The organism is Cryobacterium sp. TMT4-10, from assembly GCF_004403275.1.
GTDB classification, from domain to species: Bacteria; Actinomycetota; Actinomycetes; order Actinomycetales; family Microbacteriaceae; genus Cryobacterium; species Cryobacterium shii.
The window spans coordinates 1-26,427 of record NZ_SOGU01000069.1 but is presented as its reverse complement, the minus strand read 5'-3'; the positions used below and the strand labels follow the sequence as shown (position 1 = coordinate 26,427).

Annotated in this window: 24 protein-coding genes and 1 rRNA gene; 12 read left to right on the top strand and 13 right to left on the bottom strand. The window is 69.7% G+C overall.

The window, feature by feature from the left end; genetic code table 11:
* Positions 1-18 precede the first annotated feature (18 nt).
* The gene (bcp, locus tag E3T42_RS09755) at positions 19-498 is read left to right on the top strand and encodes a thioredoxin-dependent thiol peroxidase (protein ID WP_134402934.1); all 480 of its coding nucleotides are present in this window, start codon (positions 19-21) and stop codon (positions 496-498) included.
* Between the two features lie 134 nt (positions 499-632).
* On the opposite strand, the gene E3T42_RS09750 is transcribed toward bcp, so the two are convergent.
* Positions 633-1,073, bottom strand: a complete 441-nt coding sequence (locus tag E3T42_RS09750) for a hypothetical protein (protein ID WP_241975989.1) — start codon at positions 1,071-1,073, stop codon at positions 633-635.
* 183 nt (positions 1,074-1,256) lie between these two features.
* On the opposite strand from E3T42_RS09750, the gene E3T42_RS09745 reads away from it, so the two are divergent.
* Positions 1,257-1,505: a WhiB family transcriptional regulator gene (locus E3T42_RS09745; protein ID WP_035837005.1), complete on the top strand. Its 249-nt coding sequence runs from the start codon at positions 1,257-1,259 to the stop codon at positions 1,503-1,505.
* Between the two features lie 95 nt (positions 1,506-1,600).
* Here the strand turns inward: E3T42_RS09745 and E3T42_RS09740 are convergent, their stop codons facing one another.
* Positions 1,601-3,094, bottom strand: a complete 1,494-nt coding sequence (locus tag E3T42_RS09740) for a sensor histidine kinase (protein ID WP_134366170.1) — start codon at positions 3,092-3,094, stop codon at positions 1,601-1,603.
* Positions 3,095-3,172: 78 nt separating this feature from the next.
* On the opposite strand from E3T42_RS09740, the gene E3T42_RS09735 reads away from it, so the two are divergent.
* Positions 3,173-3,637: a hypothetical protein gene (locus E3T42_RS09735; RefSeq protein WP_134366171.1), complete on the top strand. Its 465-nt coding sequence runs from the start codon at positions 3,173-3,175 to the stop codon at positions 3,635-3,637.
* Positions 3,634-5,334, top strand: coding sequence for a DUF5671 domain-containing protein (locus tag E3T42_RS09730; RefSeq protein WP_241975987.1), 1,701 nt, complete (start codon positions 3,634-3,636; stop codon positions 5,332-5,334). The genes E3T42_RS09735 and E3T42_RS09730 overlap by 4 nt, the downstream gene beginning before the upstream one ends.
* Positions 5,335-5,358: 24 nt before the next feature.
* Here the strand turns inward: E3T42_RS09730 and E3T42_RS09725 are convergent, their stop codons facing one another.
* Together E3T42_RS09725 and E3T42_RS09720 are read right to left on the bottom strand one after the other, a co-directional pair.
* Entirely contained in the window at positions 5,359-6,612 is a 1,254-nt protein-coding gene (locus E3T42_RS09725; RefSeq protein WP_174776549.1) for a regulator, read from the bottom strand.
* A 2-nt stretch (positions 6,613-6,614) separates the two neighbouring features.
* The gene (locus E3T42_RS09720) at positions 6,615-7,247 is read right to left on the bottom strand and encodes a hypothetical protein (RefSeq protein ID WP_134366172.1); all 633 of its coding nucleotides are present in this window, start codon (positions 7,245-7,247) and stop codon (positions 6,615-6,617) included.
* A 131-nt stretch (positions 7,248-7,378) separates the two neighbouring features.
* Here E3T42_RS09720 and E3T42_RS09715 point away from each other — a divergent pair, with 131 nt between their 5' ends.
* Positions 7,379-7,726, top strand: a complete 348-nt coding sequence (locus tag E3T42_RS09715; protein WP_134366173.1) for a helix-turn-helix domain-containing protein — start codon at positions 7,379-7,381, stop codon at positions 7,724-7,726.
* Here the strand turns inward: E3T42_RS09715 and E3T42_RS09710 are convergent.
* Positions 7,723-8,319 (bottom strand): hypothetical protein, encoded by a 597-nt coding sequence (locus E3T42_RS09710; RefSeq protein WP_134402933.1) that lies wholly within the window; start codon positions 8,317-8,319, stop codon positions 7,723-7,725. The two genes, E3T42_RS09715 and E3T42_RS09710, sit on opposite strands and share 4 nt — an antisense overlap.
* Positions 8,320-8,530: 211 nt before the next feature.
* Between E3T42_RS09710 and E3T42_RS09705 the strand changes: the two genes are divergently transcribed.
* Positions 8,531-8,977: an Rv3235 family protein gene (locus E3T42_RS09705; protein ID WP_241975985.1), complete on the top strand. Its 447-nt coding sequence runs from the start codon at positions 8,531-8,533 to the stop codon at positions 8,975-8,977.
* Between the two features lie 66 nt (positions 8,978-9,043).
* Here E3T42_RS09705 and secA read toward each other — a convergent pair whose 3' ends face one another.
* The 6 genes from secA to mtrA form a co-directional block, all read right to left on the bottom strand.
* Positions 9,044-11,848, bottom strand: coding sequence for a preprotein translocase subunit SecA (gene secA / locus E3T42_RS09700; protein WP_134402932.1), 2,805 nt, complete (start codon positions 11,846-11,848; stop codon positions 9,044-9,046).
* Positions 11,849-11,961: 113 nt separating this feature from the next.
* Positions 11,962-12,660: a ribosome hibernation-promoting factor, HPF/YfiA family gene (hpf, locus tag E3T42_RS09695; RefSeq protein ID WP_134366905.1), complete on the bottom strand. Its 699-nt coding sequence runs from the start codon at positions 12,658-12,660 to the stop codon at positions 11,962-11,964.
* 98 nt (positions 12,661-12,758) lie between these two features.
* On the bottom strand, positions 12,759-13,436 hold the full coding sequence (locus tag E3T42_RS09690) for a ComF family protein (protein WP_134366904.1): 678 nt from the start codon (positions 13,434-13,436) through the stop codon (positions 12,759-12,761).
* 86 nt (positions 13,437-13,522) lie between these two features.
* Positions 13,523-15,208, bottom strand: coding sequence for an LpqB family beta-propeller domain-containing protein (locus tag E3T42_RS09685; protein WP_134366903.1), 1,686 nt, complete (start codon positions 15,206-15,208; stop codon positions 13,523-13,525).
* Entirely contained in the window at positions 15,201-16,868 is a 1,668-nt protein-coding gene (gene mtrB / locus E3T42_RS09680) for an MtrAB system histidine kinase MtrB (protein WP_241975983.1), read from the bottom strand. Before mtrB ends, E3T42_RS09685 begins: the two co-directional genes overlap by 8 nt.
* A 7-nt stretch (positions 16,869-16,875) precedes the next feature.
* On the bottom strand, positions 16,876-17,556 hold the full coding sequence (mtrA, locus tag E3T42_RS09675) for an MtrAB system response regulator MtrA (RefSeq protein ID WP_134366902.1): 681 nt from the start codon (positions 17,554-17,556) through the stop codon (positions 16,876-16,878).
* A 131-nt stretch (positions 17,557-17,687) separates the two neighbouring features.
* On the opposite strand from mtrA, the gene E3T42_RS09670 reads away from it, so the two are divergent.
* The 5 genes from E3T42_RS09670 to E3T42_RS09650 are packed head-to-tail and all read left to right on the top strand — an operon-like array spanning position 17,688 to position 23,037.
* Positions 17,688-18,809, top strand: a complete 1,122-nt coding sequence (locus E3T42_RS09670; protein ID WP_134402931.1) for a hypothetical protein — start codon at positions 17,688-17,690, stop codon at positions 18,807-18,809.
* Positions 18,806-19,483, top strand: coding sequence for a DUF4129 domain-containing protein (locus E3T42_RS09665; RefSeq protein ID WP_134366900.1), 678 nt, complete (start codon positions 18,806-18,808; stop codon positions 19,481-19,483). Before E3T42_RS09670 ends, E3T42_RS09665 begins: the two co-directional genes overlap by 4 nt.
* Complete coding sequence (locus tag E3T42_RS16750) at positions 19,480-20,763, top strand: DUF4350 domain-containing protein (protein ID WP_166805324.1); 1,284 nt, start codon at positions 19,480-19,482, stop codon at positions 20,761-20,763. Before E3T42_RS09665 ends, E3T42_RS16750 begins: the two co-directional genes overlap by 4 nt.
* Positions 20,760-21,728: a MoxR family ATPase gene (locus E3T42_RS09655; RefSeq protein ID WP_134402930.1), complete on the top strand. Its 969-nt coding sequence runs from the start codon at positions 20,760-20,762 to the stop codon at positions 21,726-21,728. Before E3T42_RS16750 ends, E3T42_RS09655 begins: the two co-directional genes overlap by 4 nt.
* A 1-nt stretch (position 21,729) precedes the next feature.
* Positions 21,730-23,037: a DUF58 domain-containing protein gene (locus tag E3T42_RS09650; protein WP_134366898.1), complete on the top strand. Its 1,308-nt coding sequence runs from the start codon at positions 21,730-21,732 to the stop codon at positions 23,035-23,037.
* A 52-nt stretch (positions 23,038-23,089) separates the two neighbouring features.
* On the opposite strand, the gene E3T42_RS09645 is transcribed toward E3T42_RS09650, so the two are convergent.
* Positions 23,090-24,085: a stage II sporulation protein M gene (locus E3T42_RS09645; protein ID WP_134402929.1), complete on the bottom strand. Its 996-nt coding sequence runs from the start codon at positions 24,083-24,085 to the stop codon at positions 23,090-23,092.
* A 17-nt stretch (positions 24,086-24,102) separates the two neighbouring features.
* Between E3T42_RS09645 and E3T42_RS09640 the strand changes: the two genes are divergently transcribed.
* Positions 24,103-24,957 (top strand): RDD family protein, encoded by an 855-nt coding sequence (locus tag E3T42_RS09640; protein WP_134366896.1) that lies wholly within the window; start codon positions 24,103-24,105, stop codon positions 24,955-24,957.
* A 1,380-nt stretch (positions 24,958-26,337) separates the two neighbouring features.
* Here E3T42_RS09640 and rrf read toward each other — a convergent pair.
* Positions 26,338-26,427 (bottom strand): 5S ribosomal RNA (gene rrf, locus E3T42_RS09635); the annotation flags it as partial.

Sequence of the window (26,427 nt, the reverse complement as noted above, 5' to 3'; positions counted from 1 at the left end):
GTTCGGTAGCGTGGGGGCATGACGGAATCCACGCGCCTCGCGGCCGGCGACCAGGCCCCCCAGTTCACCCTGACCGACCAGGACGGGACCGCCGTCTCGCTGTCCGATTTCGCCGGTTCGAAGGTCGTCGTGTACTTCTACCCGGCGGCGATGACTCCCGGCTGCACCAAGCAGGCCTGCGATTTCCGTGACAACCTCGCTTCGCTGGCCTCTGCCGGTTACCGCGTGCTCGGGGTGTCGAAGGATGCGCCGGCCAAGCTGAAGAAGTTCCAGGAGACCGACGAGCTCACCTTCCCCCTACTCAGCGACGCCGACCTCGCCGTGCACCGAAGCTACGGCGCCTGGGGCGAGAAGAACCTGTACGGCAAGACCGTCACCGGAGTGCTGCGGTCGACCTTCGTGATCGACGAGGCCGGCGCGATCGCGGTGGCCCTCTACAACGTGAAGGCCACCGGACACGTCGCGAGCCTGCGCAAGAAGCTGGGCCTCGCCGCCTGATCCGGGAACGCCTCTCAGCCGCCTGAGGATGGCCCTGAGGGGCCCTGCGGCACCGAGTACCGGCCGTGCGGCGCCTCGGGATCGCTGAACGGTCAGCGGATGCCGTGGGCGTCCTGGTGCTCCGGCGCCTGGCGTTACTCGGGCGCGGGGGTCGTCGTCTCGGCGATCACGCGCGGTGTGAACAGCAGGCCGAGCACGACGATCGAGGGAAGCAGCAGGGCCCAGCCGAGGTCGGGCCGGGCGTACAGGCCCTGGAAGCAGCCGACGGCCACCGCGATCTGCACCAGCTGCCAGGTCACGGCCGCACCGCGGATCCAGGACCGGCGCCGCAGGGAGTTGACGGCGACCGCACTCACCCACGCGGCCGCGACGACCACCAGGACCAGGATCGCGATGGCGCTGGCGAGGGAGGTCGGTGTGGCGGTCAGCAGCTCGAGGATGAGCCAGACGACGGCCACCCAGAGGAGGGCAGCCTCTGCCCAGAGGAGGGCTGCCAGAAGCACCACGGCGCGCGGGCGGCGCACCCCACCGGCCCCGTCGGCGGCGTCCCGGCTGTGGTCTGACCTTGAATTCACAGAGATATCCCATACAGAACTATTGATTTGACTCCACCATTATGCGACCATAATTGAGGCCCGGTTGACGCTCACAGGGACGTGAGTCGATCTGATTGTGTAGATCCGTTACCCTTCCTGCAACCGGCAGCCTCTCATCTTCGGCCAATCGGCCAGGCATCCCTGCAATCAAGGAGCATCTCTATGGACTGGCGCGACAAAGCTGCCTGCCTCACAGCCGACCCGGAATTGTTCTTTCCGGTAGGCAACACTGGACCCGCGGTGGACCAGATCGAGAAGGCAAAATCCGTCTGCGCACGTTGCAACGTCACCGAGGTGTGCCTCCAGTACGCGCTCGAGACCGGCCAGGACTCAGGCGTCTGGGGTGGCCTTAGCGAAGACGAGCGCCGTGCCCTCAAGCGCCGCGCCGCCCGGGCCCGTCGCGCGTCCTAGCGCACGCCCCCCGCGGCCTCACCGCTGCACCGGGGACATGAAGAAAGGCCCGGCTGACCAGCCGGGCCTTTCTTCATGTCCCCGGTGGCCCGGGGCTACGCCTCGCGCATGTACCGCAGTGGGATCTCGATGGTGACCTCGGTTCCGCTGCCCATCATGGTGTGCCAGTCGATGCTGCCGCTGAGCTCGCCCTGGATCAGGGTGCGCACGATCTGGGTGCCCAGCCCCGACCCGACCTTGCCCTCCGGCAGTCCCGATCCGTTGTCGCGGACCCGCACGGTCAGGGTCTCCTCGTTGCGCTCGGCCTCGATCGACACCTCGCCCTCGCGCCCGGCCAGGCCGTGCTCCACGGCGTTGGTCACGAGCTCGGTCAGCGCCAGGGCCAACGGGGTCGCGTAGGAGCTCGGCAGGATGCCGAAACTGCCCGACGATTTCGGATGCGCCGTCGTGTTGTGCGCGGACGCCACCTCCATGATCAGCAGCAGGACACGGTCGAACACCACATCGAAGTCCACCTTCTGATTGAGGCCCTCGGAGAGCGTGTCGTGCACGACGGCGATGGCCGCCACCCGGCGCATGGCCTGGTTGAGAGCTTCCCGGGCGGTGTCGGAGTGGGTGCGCCTGGCCTGGATGCGCAGCAGGGAGGCCACCGTCTGCAGGTTGTTCTTGACCCGGTGGTGGATCTCCCGGATCGTCGCGTCCTTCGTGATCAGTTCCCGCTCCTGGTGCCGCAGCTCGGTGACGTCCCGGCAGAGCACGATCGCCCCGATCCGCTCGCCCCGGTTGCGGATCGGGATGGCCCGCAGCGACACGGTGACCCCGCGCGCCTCGACGTCCGTGCGCCACGGCGCCCGGCCCGTCACGACCAGTGGCAGGGTCTCGTCGACGACGGCCGTGCCCGTGAGCAGGCTCGTGGTGACCTCGGCCAACGATTCCCCCTCCAGCTCCTCGATGAAGCCCATCCGGTTGAAGGCGGAGAGTGCGTTCGGGCTGGCGAACGTGGTCACGCCGTCGACGTCCAGCCGGATCAGCCCGTCGGAGGCTCGCGGAGCACCGCGGCGGGGGCCGGTGGGCGCGCCCAGATCGGGGAAATCGCCCGACGCGATCATGGCGAAGAGGTCGTTGGCGCAGTCGTTGAAGGTGAGCTCCTGGCGGCTGGGCGTGCGGGCCTCACTCAGGTTGGTGTGCCGGGTGAGGACCGCCACCGGCGCATCCGAGATTTGCGACCCGGTCGAGGAGAGCCGTCGCCTGACCGGGATCGCCCGCACCCGGGTCGGGGTCTCCTCGTACCAGTCCGGCGCCGTGGTGTCGACGATCTTGGCCGTCTCGAAGGCCTCGGTGACCTGCTGGCGCCATTCCACCTTGATGGCCTGGCCCACGAAGTCGCGGTAGAACAGGGTGGCGGCGCTGGAGGGCCTGGCGTGGGCGACCGCGACGAAACTGCCGGTGCTGCTGGGCACCCAGACCACGATGTCGGCGAAGGCAAGGTCGGCGAGGAGCTGGCCGTCCGCGACGAGCATGTGGAGCCAGTCCACGTCCTCCGCGCTGCTGCGGCCCTGGGCAAGTACGAGATTACTGAGCGTCGACACGGTCAATAGCCTAGATGGCCCGGCTGCCCGCCGACATCACCGAAGGTGAGAGAGCGTGAATTGGGCCATGCTGTGCTTATGAGCACAGCGAATGGAAAGCCCGATCGCACCCTGATTATCATCCTGTCCGTGATCGCGGTCCTCGTGGTGGTGGCCCTGGTCGCGGTCTTCACCCGCGGCGAACCCCAGGCGCTCGATCCGGGGACCCCGGAAGGAGTCGTGCAGGGCTACGCCACGGCGGTCATCGACGGCGACGAACAGGCCGCCGGCGAGTTTCTGACCGAGGACGCTTTCTCGGGCTGCGAGAAGTTCGACCGTTCGCCCACGGGTGACCTCCGGGTCACCCTGGTGTCGACCACCGAACGAGCCGAATCCGCCGACGTGAAGGTATCCATCGTCACCTCGTCCGGGAACGGTCCCTTCGGCGCCGACGAATACGAGACGGAAGGCGTGTTCGATCTGGTCAAAGTGAACGGCGACTGGCTGATCGACGACACCCCGTATGAACTCATGATCTGCCCGAACCCGAAGGCGGCCTCATGATGGCCAGCATCGTGCTCCTGCTCCTGATCGCCGTGATCGGCGCCGGCATCGCCGGGATCGTGATCGCGGCGCGTAAATCGTCCGCCTCCGGGCAGAGCGCGGCGCAGCCCACCGCGCGGCGGGTGATCGTCTTCATCCTGCTCTTCGCGCTGGTCGTGATCGCGGCGATCGGCCTGAGCGGGGTGCTCGGGCGCCTTCTCGACGCCGGAAACGCGCTCGTCTCCGGCGATATCACCGGGCTCGCCCGATCCCTGGCTTTCACCCTGATCGCCGGGCCCTTCGCCGCCGTGCTCTGGTGGGTGTTGTGGCGGCGGATGGGTGACGGCCAGGAGCGGTCTTCCATTGCCTGGGGGCTGTATCTGGCCGGCATGTCCACGGTCTCGCTCGTGACCGCCACCAGCGCCCTGCTGGCCACGGCGGCCGCCCTCGTGCGCACCGACTGGCAGCCGCTCATCTTCGCCACCGGCGTGGTCTGGGCCGGGGTGTGGGCCTGGCACCAGTGGATGTCCCGGCACAAGACCAAGAGTCCCACCCAGCTCGTGTCTGTGGCCCCCGTCCTCGGCTCGGTGTTCGGGCTTGTGGTCGCGGTGGGCGGCGCCGTCACGGCGCTCGCTTCCCTGATCGACGCGGCCGTCGACGCCTTCGGGTCCAGCGTCACGGTGGGCGAGCCCTGGTGGCGGCTGACCCTGCAGGCGCTGGTCTGGTTCGCCGGCGGCGCGTTCGTGTGGTGGTGGCAGTGGATCCGCAACCGGGCCAAAGACCTGCGCGGCGGGCTCGCCGACGTGACTCTGGTGCTCGTCGGGGTGGCCGGGGCCGCGATTCTGACCCTGACCGGTGCCGGTACCGTATTGTTCCTGCTCCTCCGGCTCGCTTTCGATCGCACTGACCCGATCACCGCCATGCTCGATCTCCTCGGTGCCGGCCTGGCCGCGGCCGCCGTCGGCGCGCTGGTCTGGAGTTACCACTGGCGTCTCACCCTGGCCCGCTCGGGCACCACCCGGATGGCGACGCAGCTGGTGACCTCCGGTATCGGCCTGGTCGCCGCCGCATCCGGGCTGGGCGTGGTGGTGAACGCGATCCTCGCCGCCCTGACCACCTCGTTGGCCGGCTCCGACACGCGCACCCTCCTGCTGGGCGGCATCAGCGCGCTGCTGGTGGGCGGTCCGGTGTGGTGGGTCGCCTGGAAGCCGGCGACCCCCGTCGCCCCGGACCGGATCGCCGCCACGGGCCGGCGGGTGTACCTGATCCTGGTGTTCGGGGTCAGCGCCGCCGTCGCCATCGTCACGCTTCTGGTGATCGGCTACCGCATCTTCGAATTCGCCCTCGGGGACGTCACCGGCCAGAGCCTGCTCGATCGGGTGCGGGCGCCGCTGGGCCTGCTCGTGGCCACCGGCCTCGCCGCCGGGTACCACTTCTCCGTGTGGAGGCGGGACCGTTCCGAGATCGCCGAGGTCCCCCGCCGGGCCCGCACCATCGGCCGGGTGTTCCTGGTGACGGGTGCGGACCCGGCACCGCTTGTGCGGGCGATCGACGAGGCCACCGGGGCATCCGTCACGGTGTGGCGCCGCTCCGACGCGGTGGGTGACACGGCATCCGTGGAACAGCTCACCCAGGCGCTCCACGGCGTCACCGGCCACAGGGTGATGGTCGTCACGGGTCCCGGGTCCCGGATCGACGTCGTTCCCCTGCAGGACTGACCCCGGGCCGGACCGACCCCAGGCTCAGCCGGCGACGGCCGGCCGGCGCCACCACGTTTCCCTCCGGCGCCGGCTTGCGGCGGGCGCGGGGACGGGCAGGAGTTCCGTGCGGACGAACCGGCGGATGCTGGCTCGCGCCGGCGACTTCGGCGCGGCGTCCCGCAGGGTGCGGCCCGCGACGATGGCCGCATCCGCCCCCTGCTGGTCATGCGGGACCAGGATCGGGGACTCGATTCCGCCGAAGCGGCGCAGGGCAGACACCACCTGGCCGTTCGGGTCCAGTCCGACCGCTCCCCGCCGCACCCGATTCATCACCACGCTGATCCGGCTGGTCGTGACCACCTCGGCCAGGTCCACCCAGGCGCGCAGGAACCGGGCCATTCCGACCGGGTCGGCCAGGCCGCACGCGACCACGTGGTCGGCGCACCGGAGTCCGGTGAGGGTGGCCGCATTGCGCCGGGGGGCGAACAGGTCGCTGGAGATCTCCTCGTCGCTCTCGAGACTGAAGCCGGTGTCGAGCACGACATAGTCGACCCACCGGCGCAGTTCGTCGATGGTGCGGGTGACCCGTTCGGCGGAGAGCTCCGGCCAGCGGGACGGCCGGCCGATCCCGGTGAGCACCCAGAAGGCGCCCTGGGGCGTGTTGTAGCGCTGCGCAACGCGTTCGAGCTCGGACTGGGTGAGGCTGTCCGTGCCGGCCAGCCGGCACGCCGCCGCGAACCCGGGGGCCTCGTCGAGCATGCCCAGGGCTGGGGCGACCGAGCCGCTGTACGTGTCGATGTCGGCCAGGACGACGGTGTGCCCGACCGCGGCGATTTCGGCCGCGATGTTGATGGCCAGGGTGGTTCGGCCCGGAGCTCCGGAGGGACCCCACACCGCGATCACGGCGCCGGGCCGGGTCCCGGCCAGGGCCCGCGGGTCGCCGACCCGCAGCGGGATGGCGACGCCGTGAATGATCAGGTCCTCGATCTCCGACCAGTCCGTGGCGGCATCCAGCACGTCGAGCAGCCCGAGGCCGGCCGCATGGCGGCGGTCCTGATCGGATGCGGCGAGCGCGATCAGCCGCGCCCCCTGGGTATCGCAGGCGGCGATCAGGTCCGCCGTGAGGGTTGTCCGGGCGGCGCCGACCAGCACGATCTCCGGGGCGCTCTGGCGCAGCGCGAGGATGAGCTCGCCCGCCGACGCCGAGCGGGCGACGATCACATGGCCCCGCTCGATCAGGTCCACCAGCAGTCGGTCTTCCGTGTGCCGGTCCAACGCCAGCGCGAGGGTGGCCACGGCTACTCCCCCAGGGGCGCGTTGACGGGCACCACGGCGATCGCGTCCCGGTTCGCGATCGACTCGAGCACGGCCGCGACGGTGTCCTTGGGCACCAGGACCTCCAGCGAACGGATGCCCGACGTGGCGGCGAGCCCGGACGGTTCGATGAGACGCACGACCGCGGCCCGCCCGACCAGCACCGTGGGCGGCCCGTATGCCGCCTGCCCGGTGGAACGCGACGACCAGACGTCGACCACGGAGCCCGGTCCGATGCTGGCGGCGAGGCTGCTCGTCAGCTCTACCACGATGCTGGTCGACTCGGCGCCGCTGGTGCGCCCGACGGCGGACGCCGGCACGAGCTCGCCGGCCGCGATGGTTCGGGTCACCAGCAGGCCCTCCTGCGGCAGCCGGTCGGGCGTCACGTAGAGGGCATCGGCCGACCCGAGGCGAACCCGGGTGGCCACCAGGTCGGACGCCTCGACGTGGTCTCCCACGGCGAGGGTGGACCGGGCGGCGAACACGGCCGTGGTCTGGTCGCTTCCCGCCACAATCCAGTAGACCCCCACGACGGCCGCGACGACGAGCACCAGGCCGATCGCGAATCGGGGGTCGAACCAGAATCGCTGGCCTGTGCTCTTCGCCGGCTTGCTCACCACGCCTGCCTCCCGTTCGATGGGGTGTCCGTGAGTCCATCGTCGTCGTCTTCTCCCCCACGCGGGAGAGTTATCCACAGCCGCAACCCGCCCTGCCCACTGCGATCACGCGGAGACGCATAATCGTTTCCATGAACGATTCAGCGGGTGCCACCGGTGTGGGACGTTTCCTCACCGTCGCCGACACGGCCGAGATCCTGTCGTTGTCGGTGGGCGAGGTGCTGGAGCTGGTGCGCACCGGCGAGCTCCCGGCCATCCGGCTCGGCGCTGCCACCACCGTCGGCGCTGTCGGTACCGGCCCGGCCGGGGTATGGCGGGTCGAGCGCGTGGTCCTCGAGTCCTTCATCGAGGCCAAGTACGAGGAGGCCCGGCGCATGTCCCTGTGGCAGCAATCCGACTTCGGCAACATCCCCGAGCTGTCCGGCGGCACCATCATCCGCCCCGACAGTGACGTCACGCGGGGAATGGACGACCGCTAGGGCAACCGCACGAGCTGAATCTCGGTGATCGGCACAATCCGGTACTGGTGCACCTCCGACTCCCGGCGCAGCGTTCCCGCTGCGTGCACCGCCAGGTCGACGTGATCACGGCCGACCCGGTCGATGGTTCCGCGGAGCGGCCCGGAACGCGTGTGCACCTCGATGTTCGCGCGCCGCCGGCACAGGTCGCGGAGCACGAAGGGCAGCCCGATGCGGTCGGCGAGCCGCACGGCCGACTCCGGCTCGGTGACGAGCGAGTCGGGGATCTCGTCGCGTCGCACGATCACCCCGGCGACCGCCGCGAGCGGGAGGACACACTGCGCGCCCGTGGACCCCGCGTCGAGGAGGTCCGCGGCCAGCCAGTCCCGGCCGAACGTCGTCGGTCGGAGGGTCAGCGTCTCCCCCGACGCCAGCACCACCCGGAGCACGCCGGCCCCGAGGCCCGAGGCTCGCGCCAGACCGGTCAGCCGGTTGCGCAGGGAGAGCCGGCCGAGTCGGAGCCGTTCCTCTTCCGCGCGCAGGTCAGTCTCCTCGGCGTTCAGCTCGTGTTCGAGCTGCCCCTCGAGATCGTCGAACAGATTGTCCCAGCGCACACACCGAAGCTAGCGCCCGCCACCGACGGATCGCTCCGGTTATCCACAGGGCTTATAAGCCCTCGACACCATGCTGCCCAGCTGGTTGAGTAGCGCCCAAGGACTCCACCCCCACTGCGGGGGTGTCCGGTGATCCACCCGAACGCCGGCACCACCCGACGGCCCGCGCAGACCCTGTCACGGCCGGCGGACTCACGCACCCGGAGGAGTCATGAGCGATCCAGCCGCCAGCACGGCACAGACCCCCGCCTCCCGCTCCCGCGGCGAGAAATTCCAGGCCGATGACTTCTTCGGCCATCAGCCGAGTTCCCGGGCCCAGCTGCCCGACCCGGAACCGCTCCTGATCAACCTCGCGCGCTGCGTGATCGAGGTCCTGGCCGGAGCGAGGGAACTCGACCAGCTCGCCCGGTGGGTCAGCGACGACGTCTACCGGCACCTGCTCAAACGGGTCGTCCTCTCCGCCCGGGCACGCGCCGTCAAGGGGCAGCGGGCCCAGCGACCAGCCATCACGATCGGCCGGGTCACCATCTCGGAGCCACGGGACGGCGTGATCGAGGCCGTGGTGATCGTGCACAGCAAGGTGAGGGTGCGCGCGGTGGCGATCCGGTTGGAGGGTTTGGACAAGCGCTGGCGGGCCAGCGCGATCAACGTGCTGTGACTCGCAGCTGAAGAAAAAACGCCCTCGTCGCAGGGACGAGGGCGTTCTTCCACGACCCGGCGGGTGCTACTTCTTGCCCTGGGACCGTCGTTCGGCGCGGTTGACGGGCGCCGGGTCGGAGGTGTCGCGCTGGCCGAACGCGCCGCGCTGGGCGGGCGCCGGGGCGGCATCCGTCTCGTCGGCGGCGGGGGTGGCGGCGCCGGCCCGGCGGGCACGGTCCGTGGCCGCCTGCTGGATCTGGCCGCGCTGGTCGCGCACCTCGACTCCGCCCGAGTCGCTCGGGGCGGTGAAGCTGAGCTTCTCCTCAGCGGCGTCGGCCGGGGCGAGCCCCTTGGCCGCGACGACGGGGCTGGCCACGGCACCGGGGGCCTGGCTGACCTCGACCTCGAGGTTGAAGAGGAAGCCGACGGTCTCCTCGCGGATTTGGCCCATCATCTGCTGGAACATCGCGAAGCCCTCGCGCTGGTATTCCACCAGCGGGTCGCGCTGGGCCATGGCGCGCAGGCCGATGCCGTCCTTGAGGTAGTCCATCTCGTAGAGGTGTTCGCGCCACCGGCGGTCGATGACCGACAGCACCACGCGACGCTCGAGTTCGCGCATCGCCGGTGAACCGAGGGACTCTTCCCGGCGCTGGTAGGCCAGCTTGGCGTCCGAGATGATTTCGCGTCGCATGAAGTCGCGGTTGATCTTGCCGCGGTTCCCGGCCTCGGCGACGACCTCGTCGATGGTCAGTCCCACCGGGTACAGGGTTTTGAGTTCGGTCCAGAGGGCGTCGAAGTCCCAGTCATCGCCGTTGCCGTCGCCGGTGTGCACGTCGAGCACCTCGTCGATGACGTCCTCGAGGAAGCGCTGCGTGCGTTCGTGCAGGTCGTCACCCTCCAGGATGTGGCGGCGGTCCCCGTAGATCGCCTCACGCTGGCGGTTCAGCACGTCGTCGTACTTGAGCACGTTCTTGCGGATTTCCGCGTTGCGGCCTTCAACCTGCGACTGCGCCGAGCGGATGGCGCGGCTGACGACCTTGGACTCGATCGCCATGTCGTCGGGGATCCCCTGGCGACCCATCAGGCTCTCGGCGGCACCCGCGTTGAACAGGCGCATCAGGTCGTCGGTGAGCGACAGATAGAAGCGGCTCTCGCCGGGGTCGCCCTGACGGCCGCTGCGGCCACGGAGCTGGTTGTCGATGCGGCGCGACTCGTGGCGTTCAGTACCGAGCACGTAGAGGCCACCGGCCTCGACGACCTTGTCGGCCTCTTCGGTGACCTTGGCCTTGACGCCCGCGAACACATCGTCCCAGGCCGTCTCGTACTCGTCCGGCGTCTCGACCGGGCTCAGGCCCTTCGCGTTCATCTCGGCGACGGCGAGGAACTCGGCGTTGCCACCGAGCATGACGTCGGTTCCTCGACCGGCCATGTTGGTGGCGACGGTGACCGAACCGAGACGCCCGGCCTGCGCGACGATCGCGGCCTCACGGGCGTGGTTCTTGGCGTTCAGGACCTCGTGGCGCACGCCCTTCTTGGCCAGCAGCCGCGACAGGTACTCGCTCTTCTCCACGCTGGTCGTGCCGACCAGGACCGGCTGCCCCTTCTCGTGCCGGGCGACGATGTCCTCGACGACCTGGCCGAATTTGGCTTCCTCGTTCTTGTAGACGAGGTCGGCCTGGTCGATGCGCTTCATCGGCTTGTTCGTGGGGATGGAGACCACGCCGAGCTTGTACGTGCTCATGAACTCGGCGGCTTCGGTCTCGGCCGTACCGGTCATCCCGGACAGCTTCGAGTAGAGCCGGAAGTAGTTCTGCAGGGTCACCGTGGCCAGGGTCTGGTTTTCTGCCTTGACGGCCACACCCTCCTTGGCCTCGATGGCCTGGTGGATGCCCTCGTTGTACCGACGGCCCATCAGGATGCGGCCGGTGTGCTCGTCGACGATGAGCACCTCGCCGTTCATCACGACGTAGTCCTTGTCCTTCTTGAACAGGGCGTTGGCCTTGATGGCGTTGTTCAGGAACGAGATCAGGGGGGTGTTCGCGGACTCGTAGAGGTTGTCGATGCCGAGGTAGTCCTCGACCTTCTCGATGCCCGATTCCAGCACGCCCACGGTGCGCTTCTTCTCGTCGACCTCGAAGTCGACGTCGGGAATGAGCCGGTTGGACAGGCTGGCGAACTCGGTGAACCAGCGGTTCGCTTCGCCGGATGCCGGACCGGAGATGATCAGCGGCGTCCGCGCCTCGTCGATCAGGATCGAGTCGACCTCGTCGACGATGGCGTAGTAGTGCCCGCGCTGCACCATGTCGGATGCCTGCCAGGCCATGTTGTCCCGGAGGTAGTCGAAGCCGAACTCGTTGTTCGTGCCGTAGGTGATGTCCGCGAGGTACTGGTCGTGGCGCTGGGCCGGCGTCTGCCCGGAGAGGATGCAGCCGGTGGTCATGCCCAGGGCCCGGAACACGCGGCCCATCAGCTCGCTCTGGTAGCTGGCGAGGTAGTCGTTGACCGTGATGATGTGCACGCCGCGGCTGGTGATGGCGTTCAGGTAGGCGGCGGTCGTGGCGACCAGCGTCTTGCCCTCACCCGTCTTCATCTCGGCAATGTTGCCCAGGTGCAGGGCGGCCCCGCCCATCAGCTGCACGTCGAAGTGACGCAGGCCGAGGGTGCGGGTGGAGGCTTCGCGCACGGCCGCGAACGCCTCGGGCAGCAAGTCGTCCAGCGACTCACCGCCCGAGTAGCGCTCTCGCAGCAACACGGTCTCGTTCTTCAGTTCCTCATCGGTGAGGTGGCCAAAGTCTTCTTCGAGCGCGTTGATGGCCTTCGCGTACTGCTCGAGGCGACGCAGCACGCGCCCTTCACCAACACGAAGAACCTTTTCCAGGATTGAGGCCACGAAATGCACTCCACTAGTCGTCACGGCGTGTGCACACGCCTGTCGTCGTCGTCGGACGCTTGCAGCGACCGATATTCGGCAACTATAACAAGGCTAGTTGGTCAGAGGCTGCGTTATCCGGCCGACTGCACGGCCGCTCCGCCCTCTTCGGCGTTCTCGTCCAGTTCGATGACGCCGTAGTCCCAGCCCTTGCGTCGGTAGACGACGCTGGGGCGCTTCGTCTCGGCGTCCTGGAACAGGTAGAAGTCGTGCCCGACGAGTTCCATGAAGTACAGGGCATCGTCGACGGTCATCGGGGACGCGGCGAACACCTTGCGGCGGATGACGACCGGGCTGTAGACCTCGGCCGGCTCCTCTGCCGGTGCCGCGGCTTCCTCATCGGTGACGATGTTGATCGCCCCGGTGCGCACGCGCTCGAGGGTCTCGGCGTCGGCCGGCTTGATGTCGACGACGCTGAAGTCGACGGATGCCGCGTCGTGCAGCGAGATCGGCCGGTGGGCTCCGCCGCGGTGCACCTTCTGGCGGTCCTTCGCCCGGCGCACGCGCTCGAGCAACCGGCCCAGCGCGACGTCGAAGGCGGCGTACTTGTCGGAACCGTCCGCCTCGGCCCGAACGATCGGACCCTTGCCGATCAGGGTCAACTCGACCCGGTCATTTCCGGTGGACCCGTTCTTCTCACGGTGCCGACTCAGCTTGATTTCAAGAGCCAGGGCCTTGTCCGCGAGGCCGGCGACCTTCTCGGCCTTCTCGGTGGCATACTCCCGAAAACGATCGGTGATCCCCAGGTTTCGTCCCACGATGTTTGTTTCCATGACGACCTCCAGATCTGGCGAACCGCCCATATCTGGGCGATTATTACGCGCCTTTATGATTACCGTAGCCCGGTGCGCCGGATAAGTCACAGCTTTTGTCAACGAGTTTCAGATGAACCTCCGGTGACCGGATGACGACGCCGTGTTTCCGCCACTGTTGCCACTCCGACCACCTGCCCGCCGGCATCCAGCACGGCGCGTCGCGCCTCGAGGACGGTGGCGCCGGTGGTCAGGATATCGTCGACGATCAGGCACCGAAAACCGCCGAGCGGCCGCCTGGCGGTCAGCGACCCGGCCCGGTTGCGGCGTCGGGCCTCGATGCCGAGACCCACCTGGTCGACCGTCTCCGCGGAGGGCCTGAGCACCCCGCTGGCGCGCAGCCCGGCCCGCCTCAGCAGCAACTCCACCGGGTGGTAGCCCCGGCTGCGCCACGCGCCCCGGGACGAGGGAATGGTGACCAGATGGATGCCCGGCTCCGGTTGGGCGGCGAGGGCGGCGACGATGGCCGCCCGCAGCGGCACCGCGAGCGCGCCGGCGGCATCCGTTCGCCCACCGTCCTTGAAGGCGCCCAGCACGCGCCGGGGCACTCCGGTGTAGTCGAGGGCGGACCACATGCTCACTCCCAGCCGTTCGGAGGAATGCACGGCCGGGAGCAACGCCTGGCGGCAGGCGGGGCACAGGGCGCGGTCCGGGGCGTCGCAGCCGCTGCAGACGGTGGGCATGACCACGGCCCACGCGTCGAGGGCGGCCCGCACCGCTTGATCCGGTCTCCTCATCCGGCCAGCGTGCGCCCCGGCGCGTCGGAGCGCGTCCGGCGGCCCCGACCTGTGCGGGCCGGGGGCACCGCGCGGCGGTGGAGGAGCTACCCGCCGATGCCCTGCTGGGTGGCCAGGAGGGTCAGACCGCCGAGGCGTTCCTGCCAGCCGACCCCGCGTTGCACCAGGAGCCCCCCGGTGGACGAGATCGCCCGGAGGTCGCGCAGGCTGTTGCTGCCGACGATCCCGGTGCTGTCCGGCGCGGACTCGAGGCGGGCGCTGACGCCGCCGAGCTGCTGGGTCACGATCCGTTCCTCTCCGCTCGACAACCGGTTCAGGTAGGCCACCGTGAGCTCGTCGATCCAGGTTGCGTCGACGGGGACACCGGCCTCGGAGGCCAGCTGCACCGCGTCGCCGAGGGAGACCGGCATGTTCTTCTCCCGGGTGATCGCCACGACGACGAACCGCGTGTCCGTCCCGTTCCGGAGGAGAGCGATCAGCCGGGTGCCGTCCCTCGACACCCGCAGCGACTGGATCGCCGAGGCTTCCGACCAGGGCGTCGGCACGGCGACGGCGTCCCCGTTCAGCCCGTACACGAACAGCTCCCCCGGCCGGCTCGACGGCACGGACCAGACGAACCCGAAGTTGTCCACCGCGGGCGGGATCAGGCCCGCACGCGGGTCGAGCAGTACGGGGTCGTCGCCGACCCGCACCCCGTACACGCCCCCGGCGGCCAGGACAGCCGCCATCGTCTGGCCCGGCGAGAGCACGACGGCGGTCGGGTTCAGGGAAACGACCGTCTCCGATAGGCCTGGGATGGACGTGATGGCCTTGCCGGTCGCGGCGAGGAAGCCGAATTCCCCCTCCCGGAGGATCAGCGCCCGGGCGTCGACGCGGGGGTTCAGGGCCGGGGCGCTGGCGCCCAGGTCGCCGATCTCCTGCGAGTTGCGGTTGATGGTGATGCTCACGGTCAGCCCGGGCGGCAGGCTGGCGCGGAGCTGGGCCTCCATCCGCTGCAGGGTGACCCGGTCGGCGTTGAGGGCTTCGCTGTTGAGGTCGACCTTGGCGTCCCGCGCGACGACCTGAACGGCATCCGCTGTGAGCTTGGTGCCGTCCGGGAAAGCCGTCGAGACGGCCTTGCTGAGCCATGGACTGGGTCCGCCGAGCAGGCCGTTGACGATCTTCGTCAGGGTGGCCGCCCCGCGCGGGTACCAGCGCAGGTCGGGCACCAGATAGGCGTAGCCCGGGTCGAAGAAGTAGAGGGCCTGGGAGGTGAACACGTCACCGAAGATGTTCCGGTCGATCACCGTGCCGTTCGGTGCCGCGCTGATCCGCCACTGCCCGCCGACCTGCACGAACTGGTAGCGAAGGGAGACCGCCGCGGAGGACTCCATCTCGCGGTACTCACCGGCCGCGTCGACCTCGGCGACCGGGTTGACCGAGAACTGCATCTGCTGGGTGTCTCCCACCGCGACGATGCTGCGGCCGGTTCCGTCGTCGATGGTCACACCGGTGTCTGGCTCCCACGCGCCGCTGTAGTTCGGCGCCAGGAACTCCCGGGCGATCGCGTAGTCGTTCTCCGGGCTGGTGGCGGCGTCGATGAAGCCGCGCAGGATCCCTTCGGGGCTGGCGTCCTTCTGCGGCCGGGACGGCAGGAAGACGGGCGCCGGCGTGGAGCCGGGCTGCGCGGCCTGGCCGGCTCGTACCCCGCCCTCGCTCGGGATGCCGGAGCATCCGGTCAGCAGCAGCGCGCACACGGCCAGTGCGCCCAGGAATCGGGTGCGGTCATGCATCGTTCTCCTCCGTTCCGCGGAGGACGGCGGCGGGACTCGCCGCCCCGGCATCGTCCGGCGGCAGCGGGCTCGGCGACGTCGACAACTCGCCGTTCGCCAGTCGGGGCAGGGTCAGCCGGAAACAGGACCCTTCACCCGGCCGGGACCAGACCTGCAGCCAGCCGCCGTGTACGACCGCGTCCTCGAGGGAGATGGACAGGCCGAGACCCGTGCCGCCGATGGTGCGCTTGCGGGACGGGTCGGCGCGCCAGAACCGGTCGAAGACGTGAGCCATCTCGGCCGGGCTCATGCCCATCCCGTAGTCACGCACGGACAGCGCCACGGCGCTTTCGTTGCTGTCGACGGACACGATGATGGGCCGGCCCTCCCCGTGCTCGATCGCGTTGCCGATCAGGTTGTGCATGATCCGACGGATGCGGCGGGGGTCGACCTCGGCGTCCAGATGCCCGCCCGGCGCGACCAGCATGAGATCGGTGCCCTTCGACTCACCCAGGGATCGCAGACCGTCGATGGCGTCCTCGGCGAGGTGCACCAGGTTGGTCGGCTCGGTCTCCAGCTGCACGGAGCCCGCGTCGTACTTGCTGATCTCGAGCAGGTCGCTCAGCAGCAGTTCGAACCGTTCGACCTGGGTGTGCAGGAGTTCGGCAGTGCGTTCGATGGCCGGCGGGAAGGTGGACCGCTGGTCGTAGAGCACGTCGCCGGCCAGCCGGATGGTGGTCAGCGGGGTGCGGAGTTCATGGGAGACGTCGGACACGAAGCGCTGCTGCACCTCGGAGAGGTCCGCAAGCTCCTTGATCTGGCTCTGCATGCTGTCCGCCATCCCGTTGAACGACCGGGCAAGGGTCGCGATGACGTCCTCCCCCTTCTCCGGGATCCGGACGCCGAGGTCACCGGAGGCGAGCCTCTGGCTGGTGGCGGCCGCAACGCGGATGGGCGTCACCACGAAGCGCACGACGATCCAGGTCACCCCGCCGATCAGCAGGATCAGGATCAGGCCCGCCACGCCGAGGGTGCGCTGCACGAAGAGCAGCGTCGACTCGGCGTCGGCCAGGCTGTAGCCGATGTAGAGCTCGTACCGGCCGGCGACCGGGACCGCGATCTGCGACCCGACGACGATCCCCGGGGCCTGCCCGCCGTCATCCGTCGCGAGCGTCACCGACTGCCAGAACTGTTCCCCGGCGTTGTCCTGCACGGAGGAGCGGAGATCGCTCGTGATGACTCCGTTCGAATCGCCGAAGGAGGAGGAATCCTGGGGAGCCACGGTCGAGGCGTCCTGCCCGGGCACGCGGAAGATGGCGATCAGCTGGCTCGAGGACGCCGCGGTGATCAGGGTGCGGGCGGAACCGACCAGTGCCTGCACCTCCACCCGGTCCGCGGCGTCGGAGGCGTCGAAGATGCCCTGCGCGGCGGCGGTCGCCCGGCTCGAATCGACCAGGACCTGGCTGAGACGGGATTGGAAGAGGTCGTTGCCCACGCTGACGGACACGTAGACCCCGACCACGCCGATCGCCATGCCCGACAGTGCCACAGTGATGGTCACCGTGCGGAATTGCAGGGACGAGCGCCAGGTCGCGGCGATCCGGGCGGGCCAGTCCCGCCAGTCCCGCCAGTCCCGCCAGTCCCGCCAGGTGAAGCGGGCGGCTCCGGTGCGAACGACCACGAAAAACCTACCCGGCCACGCCGGCCCGGTAGCCGACGCCGCGCACCGTCATCACGATGCGGGGGTTGTCCGGGTCGTCTTCGACCTTGGCCCGCAGACGCTGGACGTGCACATTCACCAGGCGGGTATCCGCCTTGTAGTGGTAACCCCAGACCTGCTCGAGCAGCATCTCGCGGGTGAAGACCTGCTGCGGCTTGGAGGCGAGCGCGAGGAGCAGGTCGAACTCGAGCGGCGTGAGGTTGATCTGGCGATCGCCCCGCCGCACCTCGTGCCCGGCGGCGTCGACGACCAGGTCCCCGATCTGCAGGCTGGAAATCGTGTCCGTCGAGACCGGCCGCAGGCGCGTCCGGATGCGGGCGACGAGTTCCTTGGGGTTGAACGGTTTCACCATGTAGTCGTCCGCGCCGGATTCGAGGCCCTTGACGACGTCGGTCGTGTCCGTTCGAGCGGTGAGCATGATGATGGGCGTTCCGGACTCGGCACGGATGAGGCTGCACACCTCGATTCCGTCCAGGCCCGGCAGCATCAGGTCCAGCAGCACGAGATCCGGTTTGGCGGCGCGGAATGCCTCCAGCGCGAGGGAGCCGTCCGCGCAGAAGACCGGGTCGAACCCCTCGGCGTTGAGCACGATGCCGATCATCTCTGCCAGTGCGGTGTCGTCATCGACGACCAAAATACGTGCGTTCATCAAACCGTTTTCCACTCAGTCACCCAAAATACCCCGGTGAGTCAGTCAATCTCTGGGCTAAGAGTAGTCGAGTGTGCCGTGTGACCGCTCAACATCCTTATTCAGGGCCGAGGTATGCCAGCATAGGATCCGTGACGGACCCGCAGAACTGGCACTCCCCGAACGATGACGGGCGCCCTGCTCCTGCCTTCGGCGCACAGCCTCCGACCGGCGCGTGGACCCCGCCGCCGCGTCCGGGACTGATCCCGCTGCGACCGCTCGGCTTCGGCACCCTGCTCTGGGCGCCGTTCCAGGTTCTCCGGCGCAACCCGAAGGCCACCTTCGGCAGCGCCCTGCTCGTGCAGGGCGCCATCACCCTCATCACGCTCGTCGTGGTCGGGCTCGTCACCTTCTTCGCGCTCGACCGCGTCGCCAGCGCCCCGATCGAGGACCGCGCCCAGGTCGAGGCCGGCGCCACCCTGACGATCGTGCTCTCGGCGCTCGTGCCGCTGGCCCTGTCCGTGCTCGCGTCCGCCCTGCTGCAGGGCGTCATCGTGGTCGAGGTGGCCCGGGCCACGCTCGGCGAGAAACTCCGGCTCGGGGCGCTGTGGCGCTCGGCGGGACGCCGCCTGTGGCCTTTGGCGCTCTGGACCTGCCTGCTCAGCGCCGGCTTGATCGTGGGGATCGGCGTGGTGGCGGGCGCAGTGGCGGCCTTCGTCATGATCGGCGGAGGGTGGGTGGCGCTGGCCGTGGTCAGCGGCATCCTCGGCTCGCTCGCGCTCCTCTCCCTCGGCGCCTGGCTGTTCACGAGGACCTCGCTCGTGCCGAGCCTGATCGTGCTCGAGCGCCTGGGCATCGGGGCGGCCGTGCGTCGATCCTGGTCGCTCACCCAGGGCTACTTCTGGCGCACCCTGGGCGTTCAGTTCCTGGTTGCCGCCATCGTCAACATCGTGGCCCAGGTGGTGTCGACACCGCTGTCGCTTCTGTTCGGCGTCGCCGTGTCTCTCGTCGACCCGAACGCGGCCCTGGACGCCTACCTGCCCTCGGTCATCCTGTACGTGCTGATCATCTTCGTCGCATTGGTGCTCGGCGCCGTGGTGTCGGTGGTGCAGTCGGCCACGACCGCCCTGATCTACATCGACCTGCGGATGCGCAAGGAAGGCCTCGACCTCGAACTGGCGCGCTTCGTCGAATCGGTCCCCGGCAGCGACGTGCCTGACCCCTACCTGGTGCCGACTCCGGCGGTTTCAGGGCCGGAGACCGTGCGGGCATGATCGACTGGGGGCTCGAAACGATGGTGCGGGGAACGATTCCGGTCGATCCGGACGCACCCGAGGCGCAGCGGTGGCTGCGGGAAGAACTCGCCAAGGCCCCCTACCAGGCGGCCCGGCCGACCTGGTTCGACCGGGTGTCCTCGGCCGTGCTCGACTGGTTCGGTTCACTCACCGCACCGTCCGGTGATGGCCTCGCCGGCTGGATTCCGCTCATCGTCACGGTGGTGCTGGCGGCCATCGTCGTGCCGGCGCTGCTCATTTTCGGGCTGCCCCGGCTGAACCGGCGCAGCCGCCTTCCGGCCGACCTATTCGGGGTCGACGACCGCCGGTCCGCCGCGGACCTGCGCCGAGCGGCTCTCGCCGCGGCCTCCCACCGGGACTGGAGCCTGGCCAGTGCGGAGATGTTCCGCGCGCTGGCGCGTGAGCTGTCCGAGCGCACGATCCTGGTCGCCCTGCCCGGCACCACCGCGCACTCGTTCGCCGCCCGGGCGGCCGAGGCGTTCCCCGCGGAGACGGTCAGGCTGGCCGAGGCCGCCGAGACCTTCGACGGGGTGCGCTATCTCGGGGTGGTCGGCACGGAGGCCCGTTTCCTCGCGCTGGCCGCACTCGAGGCCGACCTCCGCTCCGCTCGGCCCGCACGCCGCGAAGATCCCGCCCCGTCGGCCCTCGCATGACGCCCGCGCCCCGGGGAGCCACCGTGCAGGCGGCTGCGCCGGCGACGGTCACCCCGGTCTCTGCGGCCGGCCCGTCGACCGAGAACGCGATCGCCCTCACGCCGACCCTGCGCGCCACCGGTCGCAGGGTGCGGTTCTGGGTTCTGGCCGGGGTGGGGGCCCTTCTCGTCGCGATCGTCGCCACGCTCCTCGCCGGCGGCACCAGCGCGGGCAAGCCTCCCCTCGCCGCAGACAGCGCCGCCCAGCCCGGCGGCCGGGCCCTGGTCGAAGTTCTGCAGCACGAGGGCGTGTCCGTGACGGTGGCCGACACCCTCGCCGAGGCGCGCACCGCGGCCGGGCGGGCCGAGAACCCGACCGTCTTCTTCTTCGACGAGGGCGGACTCCTCACCGCCGACCGGCTCACCGCCATGGCCGGCCTGGCACCGCGCACCGTGGTCGCCGGCCCGGATTTCCTGCTGCTGCAGACGCTCGCCCCCGAGGTGGGTTTCGGCGGCGTCGCCGACAAGAAGGCTGCGCCGGCCGGATGCTCCGTGCCGGCCGCGGTGAAAGCGGGGACCCTGCCCCCCGGCGAGCGCACACTCACCTTCCCGGCCGGTTCGGCCGGTCTGACCGGCTGCTTCACCTCGGCAACCGGCGCGTTCTCCGTGGTCGAACGCGTCGCATCTGGTCGGACCCTGACTCTGGTGGCGGACGATTCATTGTTCAGCAACGACCGGATCGCCCTCGCCGGAAACGCGGCCCTCGCGCTCAACCTGCTCGGAGCCGGTGACGAGGTCGTCTGGTACCTGCCGACAATCGCGGACGTGGAGCGGACCGGGCCCCCCTCGCTCGGCGAGCTGACGCCAGGCTGGGTCACCCCCACCCTGGTGATCCTCGTCTTCGTCACTCTGGCCGCGATGATCTGGCGCGGGAGGAGGTTCGGTCCCCTCGTCGCCGAGAATCTGCCGGTCACCGTGCGTGCCAGCGAAACGATGGAGGGCCGGGCCCGCCTGTACGCCCGCAGCGGCGCCCGCCTGCGTGCTCTCGACGCGCTGCGGGTCGGGGCCGTGCAGCGCCTCGCCGGCCAGGTCGGGCTGTCCCGCCTGGCGAACCTCGACGACGTGATCCAGGCCGTGGCCCGGGTGACCGACCGGCCGAGCGGCGAGGTGCGGTCCGTCCTCGTCGACCGCGTGCCCGCGACCGATGCCGAGCTGGTCGCCCTCTCCGACCGCCTCCAGGAGCTCGAGCGGGCGACCAGCCGAGCGATAACCCCACCGCCACCCGGAAGAATGGACTCATGAGCACTCACACCGCTGTCGATACCCTGCGAGGCTCGCTCGCCCAGGTGCGCACCGAGGTCGGCAAGGCCGTCGTCGGGCAGGACGGCGCCGTGACGGGCCTGATCATCGCGCTGCTGGCCCGCGGTCACGTGCTGCTGGAGGGTGTGCCGGGGGTCGCCAAGACCCTCCTCGTGCGCTCGCTCAGCCACGCGCTCAGCCTGGAGACCAAGCGGGTGCAGTTCACCCCCGACCTGATGCCGGGGGACGTGACCGGTTCGCTCGTGTACGACGCCAGGGTCGGCGAGTTCGAATTTCGGAAAGGGCCGGTGTTCACGAACATCCTGCTGGCCGACGAGATCAACCGCACCCCGCCGAAGACCCAATCGGCCCTGCTGGAGGCGATGGAGGAACGACAGGTCAGCGTCGACGGCGTTTCCCTTCCCCTGCCGGATCCATTCATCGTCGCGGCGACAATGAACCCGATCGAATACGAGGGCACCTACTCGCTGCCGGAGGCGCAGCTGGACCGATTCCTGCTCAAGCTCGTGCTCGACATCCCGGAGCGCGACGCGGAGTTCGAGGTGCTGCGGCGGCACGCGACCGGCTTCAACCCGCGCGACCTGGCCGGAGCCGGGGTGACCGCCGTGCTCGGCCCGGACGAGCTGAGGGCGGCGCAGGCGGCGGCGGCATCCGTGGGCGCCAGCGCGGACGTGCTCGGCTACATCGTCGACCTGGCCCGGGCCACCCGGCGCAGCCCGTCGGTGAAGCTCGGGGTCAGCCCGCGCGGCACGACGGCGTTGCTCGCGTCGGCGAAGGCCTGGGCCTGGCTGAGCGGGTACGACTCGATCACCCCCGACCACGTGCAGGCCATGGTGCTGCCGGTCTGGCGGCACCGGTTGCAGCTGCGGCCCGAAGCCGAACTCGAAGGCGTGTCGGTGGACGCGATCCTGCGCGCGGTGCTCGCTCAGGTGCAGGTCCCGATCTAACGTGACGCTCACCGGCCGGTTCGTCGCCCTCGTCGCCCTCGGCGTCGTGCCGATCGTGCTGCTCGGGCGAACGCCCGGCACCGCGGCGGCCGTGCTCGGGCTGTGGCTGCTGACCGTGCTGGCCCTCGGCATCCTCGACCTGTCGCTCGCCGGGTCGCCCCGCGCGATCGGCCTGGCCAGGAACCTGCCCGCCCGGGTGCGCCTGGGCGAGTCCGTGACGAGCGACCTGTACCTGAGCAACACCGGTACCCGGGACCTGAGACTGGTGCTGCGGGATGCCTGGCAGCCCTCCGCCGGCGCCGGGAACAACCGCACCCCGCTGACCGTGCCGCGCGGGGAACGACGCCTGGCGTCGCTGACGTTGACCCCGATTCGGCGCGGCGAGCGGAGGGTGGAGCAGGTGACCGTGCGCTCATCCGGGCCACTCGGGCTGTGGGCGCGGCAGGCGACGCTGCTGGCGCCGGGGCGCATCCGGGTTCTGCCGCCCTTCAACGCGCGCAAACACCTGCCCTCGCGGATCACCCGGCTCAAGGAACTCGACGGGCGCACCAGCCTGCTGGTGCGCGGTCAGGGCACCGAATTCGATTCCCTGCGCGAGTACGTTCGGGGCGACGACGTGCGCTCCATCGACTGGCGGGCCACGGCCAGGCGCGGCGACACCATGGTGCGCACCTGGCGGCCCGAACGGGACCGCCGGGTCGTCATCGTCGTCGACAGCGGCCGCACCTCGGCGGCGCGGGTGGACGACGAGCCCCGCCTCGACACGGCCTTCGAGGCGTCGCTGCTGCTCGCCGCACTGGCATCGAAGGCCGGCGACCGCGTCGACTTCATCGCCTACGACCGCCGCACCCGTGGGCGGGTGCAGGGCGCGCAGGGAGCGGAGCTGCTCTCCCGCATGGTCGACACGATGGCCATGATCGAACCCGAGCTGATCGAGACCGACTGGTCCTCGGTGCCCGGCCAGGTGCGCCAGGTCACCACCCAGCGAGCACTGGTGGTGCTGATCACCTCGATCGATGCGGCCGGCGCCTCGAGTGCGCTGCTCTCCATGCTGCCGCAGCTGACCCGGCACCACACCGTCGTCGTGGCATCCGTCACCGACCCCACCACCCTGCAGGCCACCCGCGAACGCGGCAACCGCGAGGAGATCTACCGGGCGGCGGCGGCCGAACGGGCCCTGCTGGACGTGGCCCGGGTGTCGGCCGCCATCCGTCAGCAGGGCGCGGACGTCGTCACCGGGGCGCCCGCCGATCTGCCGCCGGACCTGGCCGACCGGTACATCGCCTTGAAGTCGGCCGGCCGCCTCTGAGTCGCGGGCCGCGGGCGCTCGCGCCACGGGCCGCGGCTGGTGATCTGCAGGGCTACGCCGCGTAGATCCGAGTGCTGCCGGCCTCGAATTCGGCCAGGTCGCCGGTCTCCCCCGCCCGCACCGCGCGGCCGCCGAGCACCAGTATGTAGGCCAGGAACGCCAGCAGGGCAGCAGCCCCGATGCCTATCTTGACCGGCCAGGGCCAGGGTGCCGGGGTGACGAAACCCTCGATCACCCCGGAGACCAGCAGGACGAACATCAGACCGATCGCCACCGTGGACAGTGCGCGCGCGTCTTCGGCCAGGGCCTGGCCGCGGGTGCGGGGGCCCGGGGCGATCCAGGCCCAGAAAATGCGGAGCCCTCCGGCGGCGGCCACGAAGATGGCGGTCAGTTCGAGCATGCCGTGCGGGGCGATGTAGAGGAAGAACACGTCGCCCTTGCCGTAGGCGAACATGACGGCTGCCGTGATCCCCACGTTCTGCGCGTTCTGCAGCACGATGTAAGGCACGTACACGCCGAGGATGCCGAAGGCGATGCACTGGGCGGCGATCCACGCGTTGTTGGTCCAGACCTGGCCGGTGAAGGATGCCGCCGGGTTCTCGGAGTAGTAGTTGACGAAGTCTTCGTTGACGAGTTTTTGGAGCTGCGCGTCGGAGCCGATGTTGGCGAGTACCTGCGGGTCCCCGGATACCCACATCGCGTAGAGGCCGGCCACCACGACCGTGACCAACGCCACCGCCAGGGTCAGCCAGCGCAGGCGATAGAGGGCCGCCGGCAGCTGCAGCACGAAGAACCGCGGAATCTGGGAGACCACGCTGGCGCTGGCGCCGGTGAACCTCAACCGGGCCCGGGACAGCGCCACGGAAAGACGGTCGCCCTGCACGGTCGACCCGGTGGTGGTCTTGATGAAGGAGAGCTGCGTCGCACCCGCCTGATAACGCTCGATCAGCTCGTCGGATTGCGCGCCGGACAGCCGCCGCTGCGAGCCGAGTTCGGCCAGGCGGCCCCATTCGGCGCGGTGCGCCGCTGAATACGCGTCAAGGTCCATCTGTTCTAATAGTAGACATGGCGCAGTCCGCTAATGTGGCCGATCACGGCGAGTATCCGCTGAGCGAGTATGAACTCCTCACGGGGGAGGCCGTCGCGCTCGACGTGCGGCCGGCCAGCGTCATCCTGCGGGCAGCGGGCACGATCATCGATTGGGTCGCGTACCTGCTGCTCTTCCTCGCGATGGCCTACATCGTCTCGATCCTGGCCGGTCAGGCCCTCGACGATGCGCTCGTGCGGGCTCTCGGCATCGTGGGGCTGGTGTTCTCCATCCTGGTTGTGCCGATGACCGTCGAAACACTCTCCGGCGGGCGATCCCTGGGCAAACTCGCCATCGGGGCGCGGATCGTGCGAGACGACGGCGGCGCAATCCAGTTGCGGCACGCCTTCATCCGCGCACTGCTCGGCGTGATCGAGATCTACCTCACCTTCGGCGGCCTGGCCGCCACGACGGCACTGCTGAACGGCAAGTCGAAGCGTCTGGGTGACCTCCTGGCCGGCACCTACAGCCAGCACGAGCGAGTGCCAACGCTTCGGGTCGCCGTGCACGGGCTGCCGGAGGAACTCGAGACCTGGGCGCAGACGGTCGACATCATCCGGCTGCCCGACCGCCTGTCCCGCCGCATCGCTCAATTTCTGGACCAGGCGGCGAAACTGACGCCCCCGACCCGGGTGCGCCTGGCCGAGAGCCTGGCCGCCGAGGCAGCTCCCTTTGTCTCACCCCTCCCCCCGGTGCCGCCCGAGTTGTTCCTGGCCGGGGTGGCGGCCGTGCGTCGCTCGCGCGAGTTCGCCGCCCTGATCCTGGAGCGCGACCGCCTGGAGCGCCTGCAGCCGGTGCTCAGCACTCTGCCGCACAACTTCCCGCAGCGCTGAGTCCGGCCACTCGCCGTCGCCCGCTGAATGTCACGTACTGCCGTTCGCTCGCCGTGCTCTCGTCCCGGCACGCCGGATGGCTTTCTCGAACCGACGAGCCTCAGCGACCAGGGCATCGTACTCGGCGGTGCGGCGCAGGACGTTCTCGTGGTCCTGGCGAATCGCTTCGAAGTGCGCCCTGAGGACTGGATCTGTGGTCTTTCGTGATTCATCCACGTCGACGACTGTGCCAGGGACCTCCGACGCTGGCGCCTCCGGTGCCCTGACGGCCCGGCTGCCCGCCAGATCACGTGTGTAAGCGCCCGCCCAGGCTGCCGTTGGGATCCCGCGGATCACCGTTCTCGTGGCGCGGGTTTCTCGGCNCGCTCGCCATCACGCTGCGGACGATCGGAGTTCCCACGGTAGGGGGCACGCTCGCCACCACCGGTGGGGCGCTCGGAGTTCCCCCGGTACGGAGGACGATCGCCGTCCTGCCGCGGTCGATCCGACCGGCCCTGGTAACCGCCGGAGCGACGTTCGTCGCGTCCGCCGTCGCGTGATTCGTTATCGTGCGATCCTGTGGGGCTCACTGTGTCTCCTGTGTAATTGTGCCTGTCATTTCGACAGACTCTTCAATCGTAACTTAACGCCAATTGGCCACCCCGAGAGGTGGCCGTATTGGTTGTTGTGACTGACTCAGGTCCGGCGCTGTCCTTCCCACCCCGGTCTGCGCAACGAGACACTCTCCCCCAGGGCCCAACGGCTGTGCCTGTTCCGGTCGAGAGTGGCCGGTAGCGCGGTCACTCTCGACCGGAATGGGCACTCTCGCCGGATGGTTCGCATGCCGGCAGCCCTCTGCGTGCACCTGGCAGACGGATGTGGCGCAGGCGGCAGCGGCGGCGTAGCCGCGACTTCACGAGCAGGCTCCCCCACGAAGACATTCTGGTCCCGGTGGCCGTGGTCTTGCGCGCCGAGGCCGGCCGGGCGCCGTCCCTCCCCCGTTGTCGTTGTCGGGNCGCCCGCCCAGGCTGCCGTTGGGATCCCGCGGATCACCGTTCTCGTGGCGCGGGTTTCTCGGCGCGCAGGTTGTGCTCGCGGGCGCAGGATTTACCGTGCGCCGGCGGGCACAGGGTGCGCCGCGACGGCGCCCCCTCCCGGGCCGGGCCGGCCCCGGAGGCACCCGGGCCGCCCGGAGTGTGCCTGTTCCGGTCGAGAGTGCCCGGTAGCACGGTCACTCTCGACCGGAACGGGCACTCTCACCCGGACGTCAACGAGGGAAGGCCACCCCTGAGGGTGGCCTTCCCTCGTTGATACCGCGCACGAGCACGGTGGTGCGGGGTGTGTGGGTTAACGCAGAATGGCCACCCCTGAGGGTGGCCATTCTGCGTGTTACCAAGTTAAGTCCGGCGGTGTCCTACTCTCCCACAGGGTCCCCCCTGCAGTACCATCGGCGCAGAGAGTCTTAGCTTCCGGGTTCGGAATGTGACCGGG

Bases quoted from the DNA above. Each gene is read 5' to 3' on its own strand.
- bcp (WP_134402934.1), top strand. From the start codon at position 19: ATGACGGAATCCACGCGCCTCGCGGCCGGCGACCAGGCCCCCCAGTTC.
- E3T42_RS09745 (WP_035837005.1), top strand. From the start codon at position 1,257: ATGGACTGGCGCGACAAAGCTGCCTGCCTCACAGCCGACCCGGAATTG.
- E3T42_RS09735 (WP_134366171.1), top strand. From the start codon at position 3,173: ATGAGCACAGCGAATGGAAAGCCCGATCGCACCCTGATTATCATCCTG.
- E3T42_RS09730 (WP_241975987.1), top strand. From the start codon at position 3,634: ATGATGGCCAGCATCGTGCTCCTGCTCCTGATCGCCGTGATCGGCGCC.
- E3T42_RS09715 (WP_134366173.1), top strand. From the start codon at position 7,379: ATGAACGATTCAGCGGGTGCCACCGGTGTGGGACGTTTCCTCACCGTC.
- E3T42_RS09705 (WP_241975985.1), top strand. From the start codon at position 8,531: ATGAGCGATCCAGCCGCCAGCACGGCACAGACCCCCGCCTCCCGCTCC.
- hpf (WP_134366905.1), bottom strand. From the start codon at position 12,660: ATGGAAACAAACATCGTGGGACGAAACCTGGGGATCACCGATCGTTTT.
- E3T42_RS09690 (WP_134366904.1), bottom strand. From the start codon at position 13,436: ATGAGGAGACCGGATCAAGCGGTGCGGGCCGCCCTCGACGCGTGGGCC.
- E3T42_RS09685 (WP_134366903.1), bottom strand. From the start codon at position 15,208: ATGCATGACCGCACCCGATTCCTGGGCGCACTGGCCGTGTGCGCGCTG.
- mtrA (WP_134366902.1), bottom strand. From the start codon at position 17,556: ATGAACGCACGTATTTTGGTCGTCGATGACGACACCGCACTGGCAGAG.
- E3T42_RS09665 (WP_134366900.1), top strand. From the start codon at position 18,806: ATGATCGACTGGGGGCTCGAAACGATGGTGCGGGGAACGATTCCGGTC.
- E3T42_RS16750 (WP_166805324.1), top strand. From the start codon at position 19,480: ATGACGCCCGCGCCCCGGGGAGCCACCGTGCAGGCGGCTGCGCCGGCG.
- E3T42_RS09655 (WP_134402930.1), top strand. From the start codon at position 20,760: ATGAGCACTCACACCGCTGTCGATACCCTGCGAGGCTCGCTCGCCCAG.
- E3T42_RS09645 (WP_134402929.1), bottom strand. From the start codon at position 24,085: ATGGACCTTGACGCGTATTCAGCGGCGCACCGCGCCGAATGGGGCCGC.
- E3T42_RS09640 (WP_134366896.1), top strand. From the start codon at position 24,103: ATGGCGCAGTCCGCTAATGTGGCCGATCACGGCGAGTATCCGCTGAGC.